Below are 7636 nucleotides of genomic sequence, written 5' to 3' on the forward strand. Positions count from 1 at the left end.
CCTTCCACGTAGATGTTGCCGACAGAGTCAGCGGTGAACGCGCCAGCAGTGATGTTGCCCTGAGTTTTGCCTTCGATGGCGATATAACAAGGAGTTGGCATTGCGATGTCCTTATGCAGTTAATCTCTATCCAAGGAGATGGCTGTTTATGTTTACTTGCTTAAATGGCTCTTAGCTGCGTTGCTCGTTTCGATGTTAGGGCCACTAGCACCTTCAACTCGCGCCTTGCTATGAACCATTTACCCAGCGCAACCATTGAAACAGTCACTCCTTAGATAGATATGGATTTTTTGATTACAACATGTGTGGTAACGCAAGGGGTGTGCCAGCTATGGAGGCGAATAAAAACAAAGGGTTAGATTGAATTAAAGGAATGAAGAGCAAGGAGTTGCTTAGTTGCTGGGCGAAAAATTGCTCACTGAGCAAGAATTGGCCGATGCTGGGATAAGATTGATTACCAGCAAACCCAACGTGTGATGACAGTAATTACATCAATGACGCAGTGATCAGACACATCAAAAGCACTTCATACTGGTAAGATTCACCAATAAAAAACGCCATTATCAGGGAACGAAATGGACGACATAACCTTTTCAGTGGGTGCAGTAACCTTCAAGTATTCGCTCACCGCTGAGCAAAAGAAATTCTTACGACTCACTCAAGAAACCACGGTTGATCTCAATCAATGGCCAGTGTTTGCGGATCATATTACAGACACGATCCACGCCGCGATCCCTGATGAGTTAAAACTTCCGACAGAAAAACAACTCAAGTACGCCCAGACGATCTCGAAGGATTTGAAGGTTAAATTACCCAAAGACTATGATGAAAGTGCTTTGGCGTGTTTGTCGTTTATCGCCGACCACAAGCCAGCCCACGATAGGGTGCTGGCGGTGTTCAATGGGATTAAGGGGAAGTTGTTGGGGTGACTATAGGCCGCCGTCTATATGCATTTCGTCGATGTAGATTGTTGGTGTCATGGAGTCAATTAGCTCTTTTGCGGTTTTTTTTGCAGTTGAAATCGTTCGACTATCAGTTGGCTTAGGTATAACGGCCCACATATCATCGTTGTACATCTCCTCCAATGCATATGCCCTTGCTAGACATTCAATTTTAGAATTTTCATTAAGTTCGCTAAATTTATTTCCACAGCGACGACTAGATACTTTTAACTGAATACCAGATCCAAGCTCTATTGCCTTATCAAAAATATCTTGGTAGCCAGAATGTACATAGAGATAATCATATCCAAGAACATAATTATGCTTAGCCAAATAACGATAGATATGTAACAGGTCTTCTTTTTGACTAGGAGTTAGGGTTTTACTGTCTTCGAATCGCTTGAGCAGCTCCAAAGCTGGAACAAAGTAATTTTGCTTTGCAGATTCTTCAACAAGTGCAACCCATTTTTTGAAGTCTTCTCCTCGAACAAATTTGGTTGGTCGTTCTAGATAATACTTCGCTCTAATATCTCCGGCTTCCGCTCTTTTCTTGAAAGATTCTTTGGCGAGTTTTCCCCATTCTTTACTACAAAGAGATTCGAAATAGGCGTTGCAATAATAGCTATCCGCATCAAGAATCAATGCAGAGTAGGGATTGCCCAATTTTGCAGATTTTTCAAACCAGTTGTAGCCTTCGAAGCGAGTCTTAATGCTACTCCTCATTAAAAAATGTGCATACCAGTACATTGCATCTATGTTGCCTGTTTCTGAAAGGTTTTCTAAGGCTGGTATTGCTCTGTCTAAACGACCATTTTGAAAGTCTAGTATTGGCTGATATAGGGTATCACCGGGGCGGTAGATACTAGAAATGTATGGATCGGGTAGATTTTCGTCAGGGATCTTATTTTCAAAGAAATACGTTAAAGTGCTTGGACCTTGTTTTTGGAGATCCATAAATGAGGGTTCTTTTTCGTAGAATAATACTAACAGCAAGCCTAAAGCGGCGACCGTGACCATTGCCTTTTTTAACATCAAAATATCCTTATGTTCCATCCAACTTTCTTAGCACCGACTTTTGCTATCTCAGCCTTTGCCCTATTATTGGCTTCAAGCATTTCCTTGGTAAGTTGTTCCCCGTTATATATCAAAATGGCTTCTTTCCAAGAGATAAGTTTTATACCAAATAGCTGATAAGAATCTTCGGCGAGGTAAATGGTAAAATCAGAGCAAAGGGTATGAGATTGCTGATTAAATGCATCAAGGTTATCACCTTTGACTAGCGGATTAGAGTGCTTACGTATGAAAAGCCCTATTCTTTGCCAGTTTTCGAAAAGCTGCTGCCATTGCTCTCGTGGGGTGCGGTAACTTTCGATGTTACCATCCATAAGAATCAGCGCTTTTTGAAATTGCCTTCGACTTGCTAAGGTCGCTTCTTTTCCAGCTGAGGGAATCCAACTCAGAATTTGCAAAATGGCATTCACTTGTGTTTGATTGATCAAACTTGCTTTATTATTTTCTTTATACCCAGCTCCATCTCTTACGCTGCCACTGAAAAAGTCCTGCTCAGCGGTTTTTTGTGCGTTTATCAAGCATGCTAATAGATTGGATAATGTCTCAGGGGGCAGGCTGGTTACCCATTGTTGAACATCTTTTCTTTTACTTTTTAATACAATCGAATCTGCAATCAGCGGTGCATAATCTTCTTGCAGGGAGTCTTTCTTATATTGTTCAAAGACAACTGCCGGGAGCATCAAAACATCACTGAGAGCAAGACCCATAGCTATCGCGACAGTAAGTCGCTCGTTGAGCATTTCAAAGTCTTTGTTAGCTCCTTTCTCGTCCCTGTCACCAAAGAACGCGATATATCGAAAATCATTCTGCCTCAAAACACCTAAAACACATGTGATAAACCGATCTGCATTGACCGGGTTTATCGCAATACCTACTTTACCTTTACACCCTGGCCCTGCAACCAAACGTGCTGCTGCGATGAGAACGAGAAATCCATCTTGGAATGTAAGTCTAAGTTCAGCAGAAAAGCCGTAGCCAGCGCTGACTGCAAGCTCTCCATCCAGTCCACCAAGTTTTAATAATTTAGGTTTAGGGGCTTTGTTACCACCAGACAGTGCAATATCGATTTTCGGCGGACGCCAATAGACATCTGCTCCAAATGAACCTCCGGCTTCTACGCCGGCAAATACGTCTACCTGTACTTTTCCTTCCGCAACAGCGCTTGTCAACGTGTCCCCCGATGTCGCCAAATCTTTAATAAAGGTTTTGCTTCCGCTGAGTCTTTTGTTGTAGTCCGCAGCTGCGTACGCTTGCCCTTTTACGCCTATTCCTCCGTCTGTGTCTGCAGGTCCAAAAGCGACTGAAGCGCTTAATTGACAACTTGCAGCAGCCAAGCCATAGACTTTTCCCCTTAACTGAATACAGATATGCCCAGCATCATAAGGTGTGTCAGCGCGTTCAACCTTCACCTCGCCTGAAGAATCTTTTCTAGAGACATAATAGGGAATTGAAACGGCATACCCTTCTACACTGTCTCGCTTTGCGTCTGTTTGAGCATCAATGGTTTTATTTTTCTCGGAAAAGGGAAGCCAAACGGCAAAGCCCATTTGGGCGCTAAGTAACGTCAAGCTTGCTTTGATTTCGCCCGATGTGCCATATACACCGGAGAACTTTGCTTTATCGATGGGAGTATTAATTGAGCCTGAAGCGCTAGAACTAAAACGCATAAATTGAGCTTCTGCATTGGCGATGTAAGCTGCTTTGCCATCTGGCCCCACACCATCTTTGTAGTGAAATCCATCTTGCCAAAATGCTGATTCAAATTTGTGCACTTCTTTGGATAAGTTGAGTATCTGTGTTCCACCAAGATTTGGCTTGAACTCTTTCAGCCCCTCTTTGAGGGTCTTGCCGAGATCTTCCGTGCTTGATGAAGCACTTGGAGGATTTAACTCTACTTTAATTGGTTTAACGTGGCCTAGGTGAAGCTCTGTGGGAGAGCCCGTTTCTGGCATGTACCAGTGGGGTCCTCTCACCCAAAACACTTCACCGTCTGACAAGAAACAGCACTCGACAGCTTCAAGGTCATTTACATCAGCTTGGTTTTGAAAAACACCTAATTTGACACGTTTGGGCTTGTGCTTGGTTTCGTCCCAAAGCAATTTGAATGTTTGGGGCGGATTATCAATAAAAGTATTTCGAAGCTTTCCCTCGGTCGCTCTCTTTTCAGCTTTTTTCTTTAAAATATCAAGGCGACCAACAGCGACTTTCTTGACCCAAATTAACTGAGATAAAAAGTTGGGTAGGTTGTCACCAGTGCCGAGAATGGTCTTCAAGTCCGAGAACTGCTTCTTGAACGTCTCATCAATGACTTGTACTAAGGCGAGTGTTGGAAGATATGCCCACTCAACGTTTCCCTTCAGGTCAAGAGTGTTTTCTAAGCGAGTTTGTTCATCTTCAGACCCTTTGTTACCAGTTGATACCGCGTTTAAAGACGTTGCTTGTATTTCTTCATACAACTTATCGATTAAATTGGTCTTATTCAAAAAGTCTAACGGGTTTGCGGCGGATGAAAATATTTTTCCATCCCGCCAGCCAGAGGCCAAACTGTTGAGTGTTGATGGACCCAAATGTTTAGGTTCAGTGCCTTCAAATTCTTCTTCAGTGAGGCATTGTTCTTTGACTGCATACCCATAGGCATTCAGCTGATTCAAAGATCGTAAGAAGAATAATGATTTCAATAAGCCAATATCGGAACGAGTGATCTGTTTATCTGAGCGTTCGTGCTTATCTGCGTTCCCAAGATTCGTCACCCAAAATTCATTGATCGCATCAACGACATTGTCATGTTTGTCCATGCAAAACTTGTTGTCTGGATCTGGGCGGTTTTTAAATAAACGCGAAACATGATAATCGATGTCTTTTTGCCTTCTACTTGTGAAGTATTGGTGTTTTTTGTCGAACACGAACTTTGTGCCGTCTAAATCTGTTGTTGTTTTACTTGCTTTTACCTCGGCTTTTTTTTCAAGATCTTCAATGACTTCTTCGCAGTGTTTTATCAGCTTCGAACGTATTTTCTTTCGAGCGCGTATCAATCTTCTTTGGTCAGCTTCGTTGCTATTTAGTTCTTCATATAACGGCGTTTGGGTATAGCTCGTGTAACCCATATATGCTGGCTTAGCCATAGAAACTAATGCGTTATCCTTGAACTTCTCCCAGGACAATTGATCCCCAATCATGTCTTGCAGATCTAGGCCTTCTGCATCCATGACTTTTTCAATAAATCCGAGGTCGCCCTGTTCGTAAAAGGCACTTGCTCCGCTTTGCAGTGCTTTTATAACCAGTATAAGAGCCCGGTATCGATCTTTATCTTTACCTTTGAGGAAATACTCGTGTGGTTTGGATTGAAACTTCGAAAGAAGGCCGAGATTATTAAGATTCTGAAGCGTGCTGAGTTTATTACCCGCAATGATGGCGGTAGATAACGTATTTTTCTCTTTTTTTATGGCATTCACGGCGACCTGAGTCATGGCATACCAGCGTTTTTTCCCGTCTTTAGGATGAGCGGGAACATAGAGTATGTCTACGAATTCAACAGGCTCGTCGTCACACGTGGAGTTTTTTATTGCTGGCTCAAGAGGGAAATTGGGTAACTGATCTCGTTTGCCTGTTTCTATTGGCAATGGGGCGAGAGCTTCGCCGTCGACTGGCATATCCTTTAATGGAAACTCCTCAACAACAAGCTCTTTTAGTTGATCACTTGTGAACCCAGAAATACGTTCAGGTTCAACTTCACAAATTTTACAAACCAGGTCTATGCATTCTTTTTCGATTTCTTGATATGACTTCATTTAGCTAAACCCACTTGGAAAAAACGTTTGAACTGAGTGTGTAGTAAACGTCGTTGATTGAAGACGTGCTGGGTGTTGATACCTTCGCAACCTGCGGCTGTGTTTGAGGGTATTGAATCCAATAAATGGAAGAAGCTGGAGCGATAATTTTATCTTTGTCAGCTGCTAGTAGCTGTGCTTCAAACTCCTCCCAGAACTTACTGGTGTAGTAGCGAAAAAATACGAGCTTTCCATCTATTGAAACGGTCAGAAGTTTTCTCAAATGAAGAAGTAACACATTCTTTTCGAGCCCACGCCTCATACCAATCACAATCGAACTCGAATGAAGTTCGGGTGAGGAGATCCATTTCTCTACGTAATTGGCGTTGTTGCCAAACTTAAAAATAATTGGTGACTGTGCCATGAGGTGAACGAAATCACTTTCGAGAAAAAGTGGTTCAGACTCAACCTCTGGCCACATTGTGTAAACATCAGGCATGATGTCGGCCATTCTCACTGCATCAACAATGAGCCAGTATTCCGAGTTGTCATCAAATAAGTGGGCGCTGTTCATATCAAGACTTCAGGCAAGGACAATCTGCAAGTGGGCAAGAACCATCGGTTTGTTTTTGACATAACTTGATGGCAGGGACGTTTGCAATGGCTAAGGTTTCCATTGTCGCTGGTGATAGCTGCATTGCGAGAGGGTTTGGGGATGGAACCACTTCCACCCCACCCGGCAACATCGGCATTGCCCCACCAAACCCAGAACCAGAGCCTGCGCTTCCGCCTGAGTTGATATTGATCACGGAGCCGACGATGTGAACGCCTGCGGGGTCGATCTTCACGAAGTTGTCCCCGACTTTTAGGGTGACTTCCGTATAGGCTTCTAACACAGATTTGTGACCACTCTTTAAGTGGATTTCTGAGCCTGCTTCGTTAAGGAAACTGTCGCCGGCTTTGATGTGCAGCGAGCTGTCGGTGACGATGGTTTTGTCACCTTTGATGTGCTCTTTGCTCTGCCCGTCCACCGTCAGGTGGTCATCCACTTTGATGTGTGAAAAACGCTCGTTCTCCACATCCAGATGCAAGTCGTGTTTGATGTTGTCTTTGCGGTCATTCTCGACCAGCAAGTTCATGTCCTTTTGGGCATGGACATAAATTTCTTCTTGCCCCGCTTCGTCTTCAAAACGCAGTTCGTTGAAGCCTTCCCCCTGATGGGTTTCGGTTCTCAGGACTGTACGGGTTTTGTTGGCCGGCAGCGGGTAGGGCGGCACATTGGTCGCGTGATACGTGCGACCCGTGATAATGGGTTGGTCTGGGTCACCTTCAAGGAAAGAGACAATCACTTCATGGCCGATGCGCGGTATTGCCATCATGCCGTATTGACCGCCTGCCCAGCCTTGTGAGACACGTACCCAACAACTTGATGCGTCATCACTGTTGCCGTAACGGTCCCACGGGAACTGCACTTTCACCCGCCCGTGTTCATCACAGAAGATTTCTTCCCCTGCAGGGCCCGTGACAATCGCGATTTGTGGGCCATGTACACACGGTTTGGCTTCCGGAATGGGACGCCAAGGGCGATGGCCTGGAATCACTGAAAACGTATTGTGGAAGGACGTCATGCCTTCGCCGCCATGCTCTTCCAGAGCTTGAGGCTGCGTGCCTTCACTGTGCAGGGTCACCACAATCCAATCCCGATTGGTGGTGTCGTCCGGGTGACCGTCCAAGTCAAACACCATGCCCGCATCTACCTGCATGATGGTGCTAGAGGCAGTCGCCGTTAACGCATCACTGCGCAAGTGCTCTAACCGGTATTGGGTAAACGGCTTACCCGCCGCATCGCTTTTGAAG

Annotated in this window: 5 protein-coding genes and 1 pseudogene; 1 reads left to right on the top strand and 5 read right to left on the bottom strand. The window is 44.5% G+C overall.

What is annotated here, in order from left to right; translation table 11 throughout:
* Positions 1 to 101, bottom strand: a pseudogene (locus BM082_RS24700) (type VI secretion system tube protein Hcp); the annotation flags it as partial.
* A 474-nt stretch (positions 102 to 575) separates the two neighbouring features.
* On the opposite strand from BM082_RS24700, the gene BM082_RS24140 reads away from it, so the two are divergent.
* A complete protein-coding gene (locus BM082_RS24140) occupies positions 576 to 929 on the top strand; it encodes a hypothetical protein (protein ID WP_074928935.1) in 354 nt (117 codons plus the stop codon).
* Here BM082_RS24140 and BM082_RS24145 read toward each other — a convergent pair whose 3' ends face one another.
* The 4 genes from BM082_RS24145 to tssI form a co-directional block, all read right to left on the bottom strand.
* Positions 930 to 1994 carry an SEL1-like repeat protein gene (locus tag BM082_RS24145; protein ID WP_244276084.1) on the bottom strand — a complete coding sequence of 355 codons (1065 nt, stop codon included), beginning with the start codon at positions 1992 to 1994 and terminating at the stop codon, positions 930 to 932.
* Positions 1973 to 5800, bottom strand: a complete 3828-nt coding sequence (locus BM082_RS24150; protein WP_074928937.1) for a hypothetical protein — start codon at positions 5798 to 5800, stop codon at positions 1973 to 1975. The genes BM082_RS24145 and BM082_RS24150 overlap by 22 nt, the downstream gene beginning before the upstream one ends.
* Before the next feature lie 4 nt (positions 5801 to 5804).
* Entirely contained in the window at positions 5805 to 6353 is a 549-nt protein-coding gene (locus BM082_RS24155; protein WP_074928938.1) for a DUF4123 domain-containing protein, read from the bottom strand.
* 1 nt (position 6354) lies between these two features.
* A partial coding sequence (gene tssI / locus BM082_RS24160) for a type VI secretion system tip protein TssI/VgrG (protein WP_139218823.1) occupies positions 6355 to 7636 on the bottom strand: 1282 nt, incomplete at its 5' end.

The organism is Enterovibrio norvegicus DSM 15893 (genome assembly GCF_900115495.1).
Taxonomy (GTDB): domain Bacteria; phylum Pseudomonadota; class Gammaproteobacteria; order Enterobacterales; family Vibrionaceae; genus Enterovibrio; species Enterovibrio norvegicus.

Bases quoted from the DNA above. Each gene is read 5' to 3' on its own strand.
- BM082_RS24140 (WP_074928935.1), top strand. From the start codon at position 576: ATGGACGACATAACCTTTTCAGTGGGTGCAGTAACCTTCAAGTATTCG.
- BM082_RS24145 (WP_244276084.1), bottom strand. From the start codon at position 1,994: ATGGAACATAAGGATATTTTGATGTTAAAAAAGGCAATGGTCACGGTC.
- BM082_RS24150 (WP_074928937.1), bottom strand. From the start codon at position 5,800: ATGAAGTCATATCAAGAAATCGAAAAAGAATGCATAGACCTGGTTTGT.
- BM082_RS24155 (WP_074928938.1), bottom strand. From the start codon at position 6,353: ATGAACAGCGCCCACTTATTTGATGACAACTCGGAATACTGGCTCATT.